We start from the raw sequence: 14,906 nt of genomic DNA, 5'->3' as shown, positions 1-14,906 counted from the left end.
GGAAGCAGGGGATGTCATGAGTCGTCCGGACCCGGCCCACACACACGACCCGGCCCGCCCTCTGGCCCCCGCGCGTGTGCTCGACGTCGATCCGCTGCTGGCGGACCCGGAGACCCGGATCGTGGTCTGCTGCGGCTCGGGCGGCGTCGGCAAGACCACGACCGCCGCCGCGCTGGGGCTGCGCGCGGCCGAGCGGGGCCGCAAGGTCGTCGTCCTCACCATCGACCCGGCCCGCCGGCTCGCCCAGTCCATGGGCATCGACTCGCTCGACAACACCCCGCGCCGGGTGAAGGGCATCGACGACTCCGCGGGCGGCGAGCTGCACGCGATGATGCTCGACATGAAGCGCACCTTCGACGAGATCGTCGAGGCGCACGCGGACGGCGAGCGGGCGGCCGCCATCCTGGGCAACCCCTTCTACCAGTCGCTCTCGGCGGGCTTCGCGGGCACGCAGGAGTACATGGCGATGGAGAAGCTCGGGCAGCTGCGGGCCCGGGACGAGTGGGACCTGATCGTCGTCGACACCCCTCCGTCCCGCTCGGCGCTGGACTTCCTGGACGCGCCCAAGCGGCTCGGGTCGTTCCTGGACGGCCGGCTGATCCGGCTGCTGACGGCACCGGCGAAGCTGGGCGGCCGGGCCGGGATGAAGTTCCTGAACGTCGGGATGTCGATGATGACCGGCACCCTCGGCAAGCTGCTCGGCGGCCAGCTCCTCAAGGACGTCCAGACGTTCGTGTCCGCGATGGACACGACCTTCGGCGGTTTCCGCACCCGCGCGGACGCCACGTACAAGCTGCTCCAGGCACCCGGTACGGCGTTCCTCGTGGTCGCGGCCCCGGAGCGGGACGCGCTGCGCGAGGCCGCGTACTTCGTGGAGCGGCTGGCCGCGGAGGACATGCCGCTCGCCGGTCTCGTCCTCAACCGGGTCCATGGCAGCGGTGCCGACGGTCTGTCGGCCGAGCGGGCGCTCGCCGCCGCGGAAAATCTTGAGGACGCCCGCATTGTGGATCAGGAGGACGGGAAAGCTGGACTTCGTAACTCTCCCGACACGTACGACAGTTCAGACTCTTCCACGTCGGAAACACCAGCTCCCGACCGTGCTGAGGCTCCGGCCCCTGAGGGTGGCTCCCCCACCGAGGACGCCGCGGACGCCGAGGACGCCGAGCGGTCCGTCGACCAGCTGACGGCAGGTCTGCTGAGGCTGCACGCCGAACGGATGCAGCTGCTCTCCCGTGAGCAGCGCACGCGTGACCGCTTCACCGCGCTCCACCCCGAGGTGGCCGTGACGGAGGTGGCCGCACTGCCCGGCGACGTGCACGACCTCACGGGACTGCGCGACATCGGCGACCGCCTCGCTGCGGACGAGCGCGAGCTGCCCGACCCCGCCGAGGACCCCGACCTGCCCGAGGCGAGTGCCTGAGGGCAGCCCGGCGATGGCGAAGAACCCCCGAAGGCCTGTCAGAACTGTGCGGCTCATCAGAACCGCGCAGCCTCCGGAGGGAACCCCTCAGCTCACCGCCGCGTAGCTCTCGTACACCGCGTCGTCGTCGAGCGGCAGGACTCCCGAGCCGCGCTCGTACTCCGAGCGCGCGGTCTCCAGCAGCCGGCGCCAGGAGGTCACAGTGGGCCGCCTGCGCAGCAGTGCGCGGCGCTCCCGCTCCGTCATGCCTCCCCACACGCCGAACTCGACGCGGTTGTCCAGCGCGTCGGCCAGGCACTCGGTCCGCACCGGGCAGCCGGTGCACACCGCCTTGGCCCTGTTCTGCGCTGCTCCTTGAACGAACAGTTCATCCGGATCGGTAGTGCGGCAGGCCGCCTGCGCACTCCAGTCGGTTACCCAGCCCATACCGGCGCCGTCCTCTCCCGAATCGAGGCTCCCCCACGGCGGCAGCGGCATATTCACCGCTGCCAGTTGAGGACGTTACGGAAGGTGGGCACAGCGCAACACCCCCAGCGGGCCCAATCTTGAATGGCCCGAACGGACTATGGGTAAGCGGCAGATCACCCGGGGGAGTGAGCTGGCGGCATACGTAACCTTCCCGGCAAACCGGGACAGTTCAGCTGCGTCACAACGGACGCCGTATGACACACAAGGCGGATTCGGACACGACCCCAACAAAAAAGTTGGGGAACACCCAGAACGATTCGGGTTCGCCGGACGTATTGATACGTGGCCTCACTGCTGTGACAGTTGAGAGCAGCTTAGGCCAATGCCTATACGCCTGTCCGGCGAATGAGAACGTAGGCTGCCCTCATGCCAAAGAAGCGCTCGGGCGGTGGTCTGTCACCCACGCAGCAGGCCGCCAAGTTCCTCGGTGTCAGTGTTCTGGCGGGGGCCGTGCTGGCCGGCATCGCGCTGCCCGCGGTGGGTGCGCTGGGGCTGGCGGCGAAGGGATCGGTCGAGAGCTTCGACGAGCTCCCGGTGAACATGAAGACCCCGCCGCTCAGCCAGCGCACCTCGATCCTCGACGCCGACGGCGGCCAGATCGCCACGGTGTACTCGCGCGACCGCACGGTGGTCCCCCTCAAGGACGTCTCGCCGTACATGCAGAAGGCGATCGTCGCGATCGAGGACTCGCGCTTCTACCAGCACGGCGCGGTCGACCTGAAGGGCGTCCTGCGCGCCCTCGACAAGAACGCGCGCAGCGGTGAGGTCTCCCAGGGCGCCTCGACCCTGACGCAGCAGTACGTGAAGAACGTCTTCGTCGAGGAGGCGGGCGACGACCCGACGAAGGTCGCGCAGGCCACCCAGCAGACCATCGGCCGCAAGATCCGCGAGCTCAAGTACGCGATCCAGGTCGAGGAGGAGCTGGGCAAGAAGAAGATCCTCGAGAACTACCTGAACATCACGTTCTTCGGCCAGCAGGCCTACGGTGTCGAGGCCGCCGCCCAGCGCTACTTCTCCAAGTCCGCCAAGGACCTCGACATCCAGGAGTCCGCCCTCCTCGCCGGCATCGTCCAGTCGCCCAGCCGGTACGACCCGGTCAACGACGAGGCCGAGGCCACCAAGCGCCGCAACACCGTGCTCCAGCGCATGGCCGCCGTCGGCGACATCTCCCGGGCGCAGGCCACGGAGGCGATGAAGGCGCCGCTGGGCCTGAAGGTCAGCAAGCCCAAGAACGGCTGCATCACGGCCGTCAAGGGCGCGGGCTTCTTCTGCGACTACGTGCGCGAGGTCTTCCTGACCGACCCGGTCTTCGGCAAGACCAAGGAGGAACGGGCGAAGGTCTGGAACCAGGGCGGCCTCACCATCCGCACCACCATGGACCCGCAGGCCCAGGAGTCGGCACAGCGGTCCATCAAGGACCACGTCTACAAGAGCGACGAGGTGGCGACCGCCGCTTCCATCCTCCAGCCCGGCACCGGCAAGATCCTCGCCATGGGCCAGTCGCGTCCGTACGGCTTCGGCAAGAACGAGACGCAGATCAACCTCTCCGTCAATGGCTCGATGGGCGGCGGCATGGGCTACCAGCCCGGTTCGACGTTCAAGCCGATCGTGGCCGCCGCGGCCCTCGAGGACGGCATGCCGGCGAACAAGGTCTACTCCTCGCCGTACCAGATGGCGTACCCGAGCCCGGTCTCCGCCTGCGGCGGCAAGAGGTGGCTGAACGACCCCGGCAACCCGGCCAAGCTCGAGAACGAGAACCGGTCGGAGGTCGGCCCGTACGACATGAAGGAAGCGACCGCCAAGTCGGTCAACACCTACTACGTGCAGATGATCAGCGACATCGGCATCTGCCCGGTGACGACGATGGCGAAGAAGATGGGCGTCGAGCGGGCCGATGGCCGCAAGATGGACCAGGCTCCGTCCATCGCCCTGGGCACCCAGGAGATGTCCCCGCTGACCATGGCGAACGCGTACGCCACCTTCGCCTCGCGCGGCATGTACTGCACGCCGATCGCCATCGAGTCGGTGAGCCAGCGCGTCGGCGACGAGAAGAAGTCCCTGGAGGTGCCGAAGTCGACCTGCTCGCGCGCGATGTCGGAGAAGACGGCCGACACCATCAACGCGCTGCTGAAGGGCGTCGTCGAGGACGGCACGGGTTCGAAGGCGGGCCTCGGCGGCCGCCCCAGCGCGGGCAAGACCGGTACGACGGACGAGCGCTACGCGGCCTGGTTCGTGGGCTACACGCCGAACATGGCCGGCGCGGTGTGGGTCGGCGACCCGGCGCACAAGCGGAAGATGTCCGGGATCACCATCGGCGGCCGGTCGTACGGCAAGGTCTTCGGTGGTGAGGTGCCCGGTCCGATCTGGCGCGACATGATGTCCGGGGCGCTGGAGGGCAAGCCCGTCGAGCAGTTCAACACCGTCCACATCCCCGACGGCATCAACCGGGACCGCGGGAACCGGGACGACGAGGACCGCGGCAACGGGGGCAACGGCGGCCGAGGCAACGACGACGGCTTCATCGGCGGCCTGGTCGGCGGCAACAACAACGGCGGCGGAGGCGGCGAGCCCAACCCGGCGCCTACCTTCTCCTTCCCGGAGGGCTTCTTCCGCGGACAGGACAACGGCGGCGGGAACGGCAACGGCGGGCGCTTCGGCTGAGCCGACGCGCGACCGGACACAGGGGCGGCCCCCTCTTCCCTCACGGGTGAGAGGGGGCCGCCCCTTTGGCTGACGGGGTCAGCCGGCGAGCAGCTTCTTCACCGCGGCGGCGACGCGGCCGCCCTCGGCCTGACCGGCCACCTTCGGGTTCACGATCTTCATGACGGCGCCCATGGCCCGCGGCCCCTCCGCACCGGCGGCCTTGGCCTCCTCGACGGCCTGGGCCACGATCTGCTGGAGCTCCTCGTCCGACAGCTGCTTGGGCAGGTATCCGGCGAGCACCTCGCCCTCCGCCTTCTCCCGCTCGGCCTGCTCGGCACGGCCACCCTGCGCGAAGGCCTCGGCCGCCTCGCGCCGCTTCTTCGCCTCCCGGGTGATCACCTTCTGCACCTCGTCGTCGGAGAGCTCGCGCTTCTCCTTGCCCGCGACCTCCTCCTTGGTGATCGCGGCGAGCGTCAGCCGGAGCGTCGAGGAGCGGAGCTCGTCGCGCTCCTTGATCGCGGCGTTGAGGTCGTCGTGCAGCTTCGACTTGAGCGTGGTCATGAGGTTGATTGTCGCAGGTGCGGAAGGAAAGACGCCCCTTGATTTACGGGGCATCGCGGTAAGCACCGGCACCGGCAGGGGGCTTCGCGCTGGCTTCGCGCGGGCTTCGCGCTGGTTTGGAGCACCGCCCGGGCCCGGGCAACGGCCGGGGTCTGACACGATGGACGTATGCGCGCGCGATACGGAGTCCCCCTGGGAATCGCGGCGGCTGGCGCCGCCGGTCTGTTGTACGCGGCGGGCTTCGAGGCCCGCTCCTTCCGCCTCCGCCGGGTCACCGTCCCGGTCCTGCCCCCGGGAATGCGCCCCCTGCGTGTGCTCCAGGTCTCGGACATCCACATGGTCAGCGGCCAGCGCAAGAAGCAGCGCTGGCTCCGCTCGCTGGCCGGACTGCGCCCCGACTTCGTGATCAACACGGGCGACAACCTCTCCGACCCGGAGGGCGTCCCGGAGGTCCTGGACGCGCTCGGCCCGCTGATGGAGTTCCCCGGCGCGTACGTCTTCGGCTCCAACGACTACTACGGCCCCACGCTCCGCAACCCGGGCCGCTACCTCCTCGAGAAGGTCCAGGGCCGCCACGGCCTGAACGGCAACCCGCCGGTCGTCGGCGCGGTGCACAACCCGTGGGAGGACATCCGCGACGGCTTCGACGCGGCGGGCTGGCTCAACCTGACCAACACGCGCGGCACGCTCAAGATCGAGGGCCTCTCGCTGGAGCTCACGGGCGTGGACGACCCGCACATCAAGCGGGACCGCTACGAGCGGGTGGCCGGCGGCCCGTCGGACTCGGCGGACTTCTCGATGGGCGTCGTCCACGCCCCGTACCTGCGCGCCCTGGACGCCTTCACGGCCGACGCCTACCCCCTGGTCCTGGCCGGCCACACCCACGGCGGCCAGCTGTGCATCCCCTTCTACGGCGCCCTGGTCACCAACTGCGACCTGGACACGGACCGGGTGAAGGGCCTGTCGACGCACACGGCGGAGGGCCGTACGTCCTTCCTGCACGTGTCGGCGGGCTGCGGGACCAGCCGCTACACCCCGGTACGGTTCGCGTGCCCGCCGGAGGCGACGTTGCTGACGTTGGTGGGACGGGAGTAGCCGGGCCGACGGTGCGGGCGATACAGGCGATGTGGGCGGGGTAACCCACACAGCCCCGCCCGTATCGCCCCCTATGTCCGTTTCTGTCAGCGTGGGGGCATGACCGCCCCGATACCCAGGGACATACCGGATCTCCCCGCGATCCCGGGCAAGCCCGCACTGAAGCCCTCCCCCGTCCCCGCCACGGCCGTCGTCACCCCGGTCCGCCGCCCGGCGGCCGCGGCCATCCGCCTGCTGATCGCCGTGACGGCGGCACTGGGCGTGACCCTCGCACTGCTCGTGGGCGACTGGTCCCGAACGCTGGGCTACTTCGCGGTCCAGAGCAACATCCTGCTGGCCCTGGTCATGCTCCTGTCGGCCCGCCGCGCCTGGACGGCCGGCCGCCCCCTCCCGGGAGCCCTGCTGGGCGCGACCCTGCTCTACGTCGCCATCGGGGCCCTGGTGCACCACCTTCTCCTGGCGAACCACGCGAGCCCCTTCGCCCTCACGGGCGAGGCGGCGAACCCGACGGGCTGGCAGGCAGTCGCCCAGAACACGCTCGTCACGGTCACGCCGATCGCCGCCGCACTGGAGTGGCTCCTGCTCACGCCCCCCGGCCGGATGCACCTGCGCCAGGCCAGCACGTGGCTCCTCTACCCCATGGCCTACCTGGCCTTCTCCCTCATCCGGGGCGAGCTGCTCCTCCCGGGCACCCACGGCCGCTACCTCTACCCCTTCCTGGACGTCGACCAGGACGGCTACAAGAAGGTCCTCGGCAACGCCCTCCTCCTGGGCCTCTCCTTCTACGCCCTGGCGATCATCCTCGTGGCCCTCGACCACGCCCGCCCGAACCCCGTCCGCCACCGCGGGAAAACCGGATTTCGTCTCTAGCCACAGGTGGGCTAAAGTAAACGACGTCGCCGCGACAGCAGCGACATCGGGGTGTAGCGCAGCTTGGCAGCGCGCTTCGTTCGGGACGAAGAGGTCGTGGGTTCAAATCCCGCCACCCCGACAGAGAAACACCAGGTCAGGGGCCTGATCCACCAAGTGGATCAGGCCCCTGACGGGTTTCTGGAGATCGTTTGGGAGAAATCTGGGAGAAGATCTCGGTCGGCTTCTCCCAGGTGGTGACTGATGAGGCCGTCTGAAGTACGACGGCTGAGGGCACTCGGACCTGCGCGTTCGCGAATCCAGCCCCGCAGTCGGCCGGGAACACCATGCCCGCCCGCCTCAACCGCCCTTAGGATCACGACACATGGCAAGCCATCACTCAGCGCGTCCCCACGACCACACCCGAGCGCTCGCCCAGCGGGTCCGTGCGCTGCGGGAGACCCGTGGGTGGACGCGGGAGCGGCTCGCCAAAGAAGCCGGCATCGCCGCAGGAACGCTGGCCCGTCTGGAGAGCGAGGGAGCAATCCAGCCAGGTTTCTTCACCGTCGGCGCGGTCGCCGAGGCACTTGAGATCTCCCTCGACGAGCTCTTCCGGGAGACCAAGGTCACTCCCGGCCTCTGGTCCGCTGGGTACGAAGGCCGGGACATCGACTCCTTCGTCGCCTCGCTCCTCGACAGCCGTATCGATGTCGTGGCGGACGTACGGCTCACGCCGATCAGCCGCAAGAAGGGCTTCAGCAAGACCCGCCTCGGGCAGGCGCTTGCCGAGGCCGGCATCGAGTACACACACCTGCGTGGCCTGGGCAATCCCAAGGACAACCGAGCACCGTTCTGGGACGGCCGACACGCTGTAGGCAGGGCCCGGTTCCGTGGCGTGCTGCGGTCCCAGGAGGCCCAGTCCGACCTCGATCGCCTCGCCCAGCACGCTCGGCAGTCCAGGGTCGCGGTGCTGTGCTTCGAGAAGGACGAAAGCCGCTGCCACCGGCAAGTCGTCCTGGAGACGGTCCGCAAACGGGCCGCCGTACCTGTAATTCCCCTGGCCTGACTTCATCCCTCGCTCCTGCACGCGCTCTTGCCGATGGCGCATGCCTCTCCTCCAATCGGATCGGGAGATCGCTGGAGGGGGCACCCATGGGATCGGGGAATCGGCAGCGCGCACGGATCATGATCACGGTCAAGACATATCCCGAGCTTTCCAACAAGTACCGCGAGACCAGCTGTGTGGCAGGCATACGCCTGGATCAGGGGACACCTCAGCACGTGCGGCTCTTCCCGGTGCCTTTCCGGCTCCTCACCGAGGACGCCCAGTTCTCCAAGTACTCGATCATCGAGGTCGACGTCGAGCCGCACGGCCGGCGGGACTCACGGCCCGAGAGCCTGCGGCCAGACCTCGACACGCTCGGGATCGTGGGCGAGGTTGCGGCGGGTGGCGACTGGCGGGAGCGGTACAAGTACGTCGAGCCTCTCATCGCACCGTCCTTGTGTGCCATCAAGAGGGATCAACAGGAGTACGGAACCTCGCTTGGCGTTTTCCGGCCCACCGATGTCAGCTTCCGCCTGACGGCAGCCGAGCGCTGGTCCGAGTCCAAGGCAGCACTGGCCGGGCAACTGGACCTTTTGGAGCAGGACTTGGCCCCGCTTGAGTGGGTACCGCTGGAATTCCGTTACCGGTTCCGCTGTGCGGACGCTGGCTGCCCCAGGCATGACATGGCGCTGAAAGACTGGGAGGCCGGTGCGTCGTACCGCAAGTTCCGGCGCAAGTACGGCGAGGGCGCTGTACAGGAAAAGCTCCGGCGTACCTGGCACGACCGCATCTTCACCCCGGACCGTGCCGTCCACTTCTTCGTCGGCAACATCGCGGCTCACCCCAGGACCTTCATGCTGCTGGGCCTCTTCTACCCGAAGGCGAGTGTCGTCGAGTACGTCCAGGACAGCTTGTTCGGCGACTGACGATGTGTCCTCACTACTTTCGCGACAGCCTGCATGACGTCCAATGGCCGATCTTCGTAAAGGCAGGCGAACGGGTAGGTTATCGGCTACCTGGCCGCCCACGACGTCAGCCAGACCGCCGCTGGGACCCGATCGACGGGTCCTCGCGCGGCGACAAGGACGACACCCTGCGCCCGCGCATCATCCTGATCTGGGGGGCGCACGTCTACCGCCACGGGGCGTCGGTGCCGCCCTAGTGCAGGCACTCGCGGACGACTTCGGATGCCAGTTGCCGGTGCGTCCTGGTCGACCTCGATCAGTGACGCTGGCCAGCGCCTCGCACACCGGCTCTCACCTGAGGGCATCCAGGTCACCTGACCCGCAGGCAAGCTTCCGCGCCGCCTGTTCAGCGGATGCCAGCCCAAACAGTGGCCGGTCCTGCGCATCGTGCGGTGAAGCCCAGATCTTGAACGAGCCTGTGGCTAATGTTGTGGCTTACGTCGACGCGTACGCGGCCCGGGAATTGTGGTTGCCACCGGGTGCGTCCGCCGCAGGATGGCGATCAGTGCCGGGGGGGGCCAAGTGGAGCCGAGAAGCGCAGCCGCCGCAGGGAGAGACTTTCCCTATACGGCAGGGACGACCTGCTACATCGAAGTCCATGAGGACGGCAGAGTCACTCACGGGGACTCACGGGCTGCATATGAACGGGCCGTTGCGGGCAGGTCCCGGCTGTTCGCCGTATGGCCTGGCCAGTGGTCGAGCGACCTCTTCCTGATCGACGACCTCGACGAGTACGCCAAGGCACATGGGATCAAGCACGATCAGGATCGCACCGGTCTCAGCGAGCACGTCCATGATGTGGCGTGGACCGAGGAGACAGCCTTCAAAAATACCAACCCTCGCAGCCCGTACATCAGCATCTGCCTCACAATGAAGTGCGGGTGCGAGATCCGAAACTTGGACGCCTTCGCCAAGCAGATGCTGGAGCAGCAAGGTTGGAACGTCGCCACCAGCGTCGGCTGGGGCAGTAGTAGCGGCCCGGAAGGAACGACCTATTCCCTGCGGGTACAGCGGAAGAGTCTCGGCGCCTGATCGAAGGGACCCGTGCGTTCCCTGACCGCGCGTGCGCGCAGGAGGTCGTTGAGAACGCGCACCGGTGACGTCGCGCACAGGGCCAGGCGGGCGTCGAGTGCTGCCTCCCACTGCTGGGTCAGGCCGAGTATGAGGCGTTCTCGCAAACGTTGGACGTCATGCTGACCTGCGGCGGCTTCTGGCAGATTGCCGGGGAGCTCTGGGACACTGAGCCAGTTGACGGGGGTGAGTGATGTCGATGGTCAAACTTCAAGGTCCTGGGTCCCACGCAGTGTCTGGGGCGCGCCCGTTCGGCGCCTGCTATCAGGCGCATTGGGTATGTCGCCCGTCCCCAGGGGGCGTTGTGTCGACTGTCGGCGACACGCAGCGAGCGCTGCCGAACCATGATCACGAGCTGCAGCGATGCGTCACACTGTTCGAAGAGCTCGACGTCTGAACTGGGAAGAAACGGACCGGAGTGGCCAGTACGGTGCTGGGCGTGCAAGCCGAGGCCGTGCGTCGACTGACAGAAACACGGCGCGATTCCTCTTGCGAGAGGCAACACATCGGGCCACGTTTCAGCCTGAATCGACTGAGAGGCAAGTGTGGGTGAGTACCTGCTGAGCCTATGTGTGGCGGCGGCTGTCACCTACCTGTCGACAGGGCCGGTACGGAAGTTCGCGATCAAGGCCGGTGCGCTGCCGGCGATCCGGGCACGCGACGTGCACCGGGAACCCGCTCCGCGGCTTGGCGGAATCGCGATGTTCTTCGGCCTGTGCGCGGGCCTGCTGGTCGCCGACCACCTCACCATCCTCAGCGCAGTCTTCGAGAAGTCCAACGAACCACGGGCGCTGTTCTCCGGAGCGGCGCTCATCTGGCTGATCGGCGTCCTGGACGACAAGTTCGAGATCGGCACCCTGATCAAGCTCGGCGGGCAGGCGATCGCCGCCGGCGTCATGGTCGTACAGGGTCTGACGATCCAATGGCTGCCGATTCCGGGCGTCGGCATCGTTACGCTGACCCAGTGGCAGGGCACCCTGCTGACGGTGGCGCTGATCGTCATCACCATCAACGCGGTCACCTTCGTCGACGGACTCGACGGACTCGCAGCCGGCATGGTGTGCATCGCGTCCGCCGCGTTCTTCCTTTACGCCTACCGGGTCTGGGTGTCGTACGGCATCGAGGCCGCCGCCCCGGCCACCCTATTCGCGGCGATCCTGATGGGCGTGTGCCTCGGCTTCCTGCCGCACAACATGCACCCGGCGCGCATCTTCATGGGCGACTCAGGCTCGATGCTGATCGGCCTGGTCCTCGCCGTCGGCGCCATCTCCATCACCGGTCAGGTCGACCCGGACGCGTTGAAGCTGTTCGCCGGCTCCGAGAAGGCGGCCGTGCACCAGACGGTGCCGGTCTACATCCCGCTCCTGCTGCCCCTGACGATCATCACGATCCCAGCCGCCGACCTGGTACTGGCGATCGTCCGCCGCACCTGGCGCGGACAGTCGCCGTTCGCCGCCGACCGCGGCCATCTGCACCACCGCCTCCTAGAGATCGGCCACTCGCACAGCGGCGCGGTGCTGATCATGTACTTCTGGTACGCGCTGATCGCCTTCGGCACGCTCGCCTACTCCGTCAAATCTGGGTCCAAGTGGATCGCGCTCGGCATCGTGGTCCTCAGTGCGATCGGACTGATCCTGCTCCTGATGCCCCGCTTCACCCCGCGCGTCCCGCGCTGGGCCGAGGCATTCATGCCACCGCGCTACCGGCGCCGCCGCACGACCTCGGTCCAAACCCATGGGCAGGGACTGCGAGGTAAGGCGGCCTTAGGCTCTGAAGCCAACCAAGCAACCACATTCGACCCCACCCAGGTCGACGTTCGGCTCGAACTCGCTGACGATGCCACCCGCATCAGTCTCTCGCTCGCTCCCGGCTCGGCCCATCCCTGGGCTGCCCCACGTTCCCCCGTCACCCTGGACATCGTTGCGATCCCCCGAACACCTGGCGACGTGTTGCCGGCTGCTGCACGCCACACCCACCCCGGCGTCACCGAATTCACCTTCACGCCGCACCGTCCGGGCAACCACGTGATCCGCTTCACGTTGTACGACCACGCCAGCGGCACCGCTTTGCAGCAGGTCGAGACGGAGCTGAACATCACAGAGACGACATCCGACCACCGCACTGCTGGCGCTGCTCCCCTGCGGGCTCCCGGCACCGCTCCCCGGCGGACTGAAACCGCGTACCGGAGGCCCTGATCCGTGCCGACGCAGCTCCCTGTCCGCATTGTCCAGAACCCCAGTGACGGGTTCCGTCGACTCCCCCACCTGGAGACCTCTGAACCTGACCTGCGGGTTTCCCTCGACCTGATCCGGGGCGACCGGATCCGCGCTCGAATGTCCGGCCCTGCCCTGCAAGCCCTGCGCATCGGGGAGCATCGAGCCGACCTGGCAGCCAGTCCCCACGGAATTCGGGCCGCGGCCGCCCGGCTGCGCGGACGGTGGAAGGAGGTTCTGGTCGACCACCAGCCCGTCGACGGCCAGGGGCGGGCGTTGATCGGGCGGCAACGGCCATACGCCTCGTCCGCCGATCTGAGCGGCGAGCCAGAGGAAGACTTGCGGAAGGTGCTCACCGAACTCACCCGCAGCGGGGCGTCTCTCCTCTTCAACGACCTTCTAGGCGGGGACGACCGGCCCACTGTGTGGTTCCGCACCTACCTGAGCGACGTCCTATCTCGCAACGAGGGTCTCCGCATACGGTTCGACTCTGACGTGCTGCACCTACCCTGGCCCATGCTCTGCCTGGAGCCGGAGGACTCGCAGTCCCTCGACGGCCTGTTCGCCCGTTTCCTCGGCCACCGCCATCAGATCGAGCACACGGGCGACGCCTACCCCTCGTTCGCCTACCGGCCGCTCAGGAGGGCCGCCAACAGCCGCTCTTGGTTCGCGCAGTGGCGGAAGAGCGAAGGCTCACGGTTTCTCAGGTGGTGGAACCGAGAAGCACAAGCGGCTGTGAGCCTGAACCACGACCCCCAAGTAGGCGTCAAGACCCGAGCCCGGGAGGTTGCGGCTGTCCTCGCCGAGGGGACGCGCTACGCCGAGCGGACGACGTACGACGACCTCGTCAGGGCCTTGGAGCAGCAAGACCTAGACGAGCAACTGATGTACTTCTGGTGCCACGCGGAGTTCGTGTCGAACATGTCCGAACCTCCCCGTCTGGCTATCAAGCTCAGCGACGGCCAGCTCTTCGACGGACATACCGTGCACGAGTTGCGTGCCCCGTACAGAGAAATCCCGACCCCCTTTCGCCCCTTCGTCATGCTCAACACCTGCTACGGGGGTGTCCCCGCCGGAGACGGGGACCGGGCGTTCCTCGGCCGGAGACTGATCGAGTACGGGGCCCAAGGGGTGCTGGGACCGCAGATCGAGATGCCACAGGCGTTTGCTGCGGAGTATGCCCTCGAATTCATCACCCGCTTCCTACGCGGCAAGGACACTGCCGGAAGGATCTCGCATGATCTGGCACGCCAATTCGCCGCCAGGTATCGCAACCCGTTGGGCTGCGCCTATGCACTGCACTGCGGCATGGACGCCCGCATGGAGCGGGTACAGGCGGGTCTCAGGTGATTACGACTTTTGACTTGGACGACACCGGCTGGCTGCTCGACGCGGAGACCGGGCGCCCTGTCGCCGAACACCGGCTTCCCAGTTACTTCGCCGAGTTCCTCGCCCCGCCAATCTGGGCGACGGACATTGTTGTGTACGTGCACGGCTGGCAGACCTCGCCGGAGTCCGCCCGCCGAGCCGCTGCCCGGCTGCTCGACCTCGCCGAACGCCAGCTTCATGCCGCGAGTGGCCTCTACCATCGGCTGGGCGAGTCCACCAGGGCATTCGCCCCTTGGACCGTGGTGGTCCGCTGGCCGTCATCCAGCCTGGTCACGCCCGGCGGCTACCGCAGGATCCGAAACCGGGCCCACGCCATGGGCACCGAGGGGCATGCTGCTCACATCATCGGGCGCTTACTCGGCTACCTGGACACAGAGCGCCCCGACCCGGGTAGTGCAGCCGTACTGGCCAACCGGGACGGGCAATACCTCCATCTGATCGGACACTCATTCGGATGCCGTTTCCTATGCGAGGCCGTGCAATGGGCGGGGGATGCCACGCTCAACAACGCTGACACACTCGGCTGGGGGCTCCCCGCCGTGCCGGGACGGCCGTTTACCGCTGACAGCATGTTGCTCTTCCAGATGGCCGCCCCACGCGACGCGTTCACCACACTGTTCCCCTCCCTCGCCAACGCCCCGCTTCGCGGTCCTGTCGTCGCCACGCACTCACGCCACGACCGAGCCACCGGCTTTTGGCACCTTCGCGCCGAACGCAGCCCCGGCATCGGTCACTCCGGCATCGGCGTTGCCCCAGCCCCCCTCTTCAACGCCCGACTCCTCCCTGCGCACCGACGCTATCCTCGCCAGACTCTGGAGCATCGCTTCGTCAACCTCGACGCCAGCGACTACTTCATACGGGGCCGCAAGCTCAACCCGGCGGGCGCTCACTCTGACCATCTGCGGCCGGAGTCGGCTCATCTGCTGCTCAGCCTCGCTGACCACTCCCGCTAGCACAGTGATCCGAAACGGTTCACCGGGTTCACGCCAACTTACGGGTAGAGCCGTCATTACAAGCTCAACCAACTCGAATACCACGTCACCCTCCAAACCGACGTAGACATCGGCCACGGATACAGGAGGGTTCCACGCCGACAGCGTCTGTGTGCTCGACTACTACCAGCACGCCGCACGTGGCACAGGCGAAATCCTTGGGGCGAAGTGGACTTCACTAACCGCGGGCGAAGC

General features: G+C 67.6%; 11 protein-coding genes, 1 tRNA gene and 2 pseudogenes. 11 read left to right on the top strand and 3 right to left on the bottom strand.

The genetic code is table 11. The annotated features are described in order from the left end of the window. Positions 1 to 16 precede the first annotated feature (16 nt). Entirely contained in the window at positions 17 to 1,420 is a 1,404-nt protein-coding gene (locus tag ABZ016_RS11010; RefSeq protein WP_356916249.1) for an ArsA family ATPase, read from the top strand. An 87-nt stretch (positions 1,421 to 1,507) separates the two neighbouring features. On the opposite strand, the gene wblA is transcribed toward ABZ016_RS11010, so the two are convergent. Further along, positions 1,508 to 1,846, bottom strand: a complete 339-nt coding sequence (wblA, locus tag ABZ016_RS11005) for a transcriptional regulator WblA (protein ID WP_356916248.1) — start codon at positions 1,844 to 1,846, stop codon at positions 1,508 to 1,510. 408 nt (positions 1,847 to 2,254) lie between these two features. On the opposite strand from wblA, the gene ABZ016_RS11000 reads away from it, so the two are divergent. Next, positions 2,255 to 4,549 carry a transglycosylase domain-containing protein gene (locus tag ABZ016_RS11000; protein ID WP_356916247.1) on the top strand — a complete coding sequence of 765 codons (2,295 nt, stop codon included), beginning with the start codon at positions 2,255 to 2,257 and terminating at the stop codon, positions 4,547 to 4,549. A 78-nt stretch (positions 4,550 to 4,627) separates the two neighbouring features. On the opposite strand, the gene ABZ016_RS10995 is transcribed toward ABZ016_RS11000, so the two are convergent. Continuing rightward, a complete protein-coding gene (locus ABZ016_RS10995; RefSeq protein ID WP_356916246.1) occupies positions 4,628 to 5,092 on the bottom strand; it encodes a GatB/YqeY domain-containing protein in 465 nt (154 codons plus the stop codon). A gap of 168 nt (positions 5,093 to 5,260) precedes the next feature. On the opposite strand from ABZ016_RS10995, the gene ABZ016_RS10990 reads away from it, so the two are divergent. From ABZ016_RS10990 to ABZ016_RS10965, 6 genes are all read left to right on the top strand, one after another. Further along, positions 5,261 to 6,187: a metallophosphoesterase gene (locus ABZ016_RS10990; protein ID WP_356916245.1), complete on the top strand. Its 927-nt coding sequence runs from the start codon at positions 5,261 to 5,263 to the stop codon at positions 6,185 to 6,187. Between the two features lie 99 nt (positions 6,188 to 6,286). Then, positions 6,287 to 7,057, top strand: a complete 771-nt coding sequence (locus tag ABZ016_RS10985) for a Pr6Pr family membrane protein (RefSeq protein WP_356916244.1) — start codon at positions 6,287 to 6,289, stop codon at positions 7,055 to 7,057. Between the two features lie 47 nt (positions 7,058 to 7,104). Beyond that, positions 7,105 to 7,178 (top strand) — tRNA-Pro (locus ABZ016_RS10980). A 243-nt stretch (positions 7,179 to 7,421) separates the two neighbouring features. Beyond that, positions 7,422 to 8,102: a DUF488 family protein gene (locus tag ABZ016_RS10975; protein ID WP_356916243.1), complete on the top strand. Its 681-nt coding sequence runs from the start codon at positions 7,422 to 7,424 to the stop codon at positions 8,100 to 8,102. Between the two features lie 119 nt (positions 8,103 to 8,221). After that, the gene (locus tag ABZ016_RS10970) at positions 8,222 to 9,007 is read left to right on the top strand and encodes a hypothetical protein (protein WP_356916242.1); all 786 of its coding nucleotides are present in this window, start codon (positions 8,222 to 8,224) and stop codon (positions 9,005 to 9,007) included. A 561-nt stretch (positions 9,008 to 9,568) separates the two neighbouring features. Next, positions 9,569 to 10,078 carry a hypothetical protein gene (locus ABZ016_RS10965; RefSeq protein WP_356916241.1) on the top strand — a complete coding sequence of 170 codons (510 nt, stop codon included), beginning with the start codon at positions 9,569 to 9,571 and terminating at the stop codon, positions 10,076 to 10,078. Here ABZ016_RS10965 and ABZ016_RS10960 read toward each other — a convergent pair. Further along, positions 10,039 to 10,224, bottom strand: a pseudogene (locus tag ABZ016_RS10960) (hypothetical protein); the annotation flags it as partial. The gene ABZ016_RS10965 and the pseudogene ABZ016_RS10960 overlap by 40 nt on opposite strands. Before the next feature lie 438 nt (positions 10,225 to 10,662). On the opposite strand from ABZ016_RS10960, the pseudogene ABZ016_RS10955 reads away from it, so the two are divergent. From ABZ016_RS10955 to ABZ016_RS10945, 3 genes and pseudogenes are all read left to right on the top strand, one after another. Continuing rightward, positions 10,663 to 11,832 (top strand): annotated as a pseudogene (locus ABZ016_RS10955) (MraY family glycosyltransferase); the annotation flags it as partial. Positions 11,833 to 12,315: 483 nt separating this feature from the next. Then, positions 12,316 to 13,680, top strand: a complete 1,365-nt coding sequence (locus tag ABZ016_RS10950) for a CHAT domain-containing protein (protein ID WP_356916240.1) — start codon at positions 12,316 to 12,318, stop codon at positions 13,678 to 13,680. A 14-nt stretch (positions 13,681 to 13,694) separates the two neighbouring features. Next, the gene (locus tag ABZ016_RS10945) at positions 13,695 to 14,672 is read left to right on the top strand and encodes a hypothetical protein (protein WP_356916239.1); all 978 of its coding nucleotides are present in this window, start codon (positions 13,695 to 13,697) and stop codon (positions 14,670 to 14,672) included. The last annotated feature ends 234 nt before the right edge of the window (positions 14,673 to 14,906 follow it).

Origin of the sequence: Streptomyces sp. NPDC006372 (genome assembly GCF_040612515.1) — a bacterium.
GTDB lineage: Bacteria > Actinomycetota > Actinomycetes > Streptomycetales > Streptomycetaceae > Streptomyces.
This window is presented reverse-complemented; position numbering and strand designations above follow the sequence as displayed.

Bases quoted from the DNA above. Each gene is read 5' to 3' on its own strand.
- ABZ016_RS11010 (WP_356916249.1), top strand. From the start codon at position 17: ATGAGTCGTCCGGACCCGGCCCACACACACGACCCGGCCCGCCCTCTG.
- wblA (WP_356916248.1), bottom strand. From the start codon at position 1,846: ATGGGCTGGGTAACCGACTGGAGTGCGCAGGCGGCCTGCCGCACTACC.
- ABZ016_RS11000 (WP_356916247.1), top strand. From the start codon at position 2,255: ATGCCAAAGAAGCGCTCGGGCGGTGGTCTGTCACCCACGCAGCAGGCC.
- ABZ016_RS10995 (WP_356916246.1), bottom strand. From the start codon at position 5,092: ATGACCACGCTCAAGTCGAAGCTGCACGACGACCTCAACGCCGCGATC.
- ABZ016_RS10990 (WP_356916245.1), top strand. From the start codon at position 5,261: ATGCGCGCGCGATACGGAGTCCCCCTGGGAATCGCGGCGGCTGGCGCC.
- ABZ016_RS10985 (WP_356916244.1), top strand. From the start codon at position 6,287: ATGACCGCCCCGATACCCAGGGACATACCGGATCTCCCCGCGATCCCG.
- ABZ016_RS10975 (WP_356916243.1), top strand. From the start codon at position 7,422: ATGGCAAGCCATCACTCAGCGCGTCCCCACGACCACACCCGAGCGCTC.
- ABZ016_RS10970 (WP_356916242.1), top strand. From the start codon at position 8,222: ATGATCACGGTCAAGACATATCCCGAGCTTTCCAACAAGTACCGCGAG.